Below are 262 nucleotides of genomic sequence, written 5' to 3' on the forward strand. Positions count from 1 at the left end.
TGCTCCATTTAAGTTAGCCCAATATTTAAAACAACAACATACAAATCAATTTCATACTGTGCTAAATATATCGGATAAATCATTAACAATCGAGATTATCGGTCATGTCTACATTGGAAATTTTGCAGATGTCTTAAAAGAAATTCCACGCATACCGAAGATTGCTCCTATTATCGTTGAGAGGGCATATAGAATTACAGATCATACTGATATTATTGACTGCGGGGAGAAAGAGGTCGACAGTAACCGCTGGGTATGGGAT

The 262-nt window shown here is 36.3% G+C and carries 1 pseudogene; it reads left to right on the forward strand.

Going from position 1 to position 262, the window contains the following annotated elements:
* Window positions 1–262: pseudogene (locus tag JDS80_RS30915) on the forward strand (hypothetical protein); the annotation flags it as partial.

The sequence above is a fragment of the Bacillus cereus group sp. N8 genome (genome assembly GCF_016483685.1).
GTDB classification, from domain to species: domain Bacteria; phylum Bacillota; class Bacilli; order Bacillales; family Bacillaceae_G; genus Bacillus_A; species Bacillus_A proteolyticus.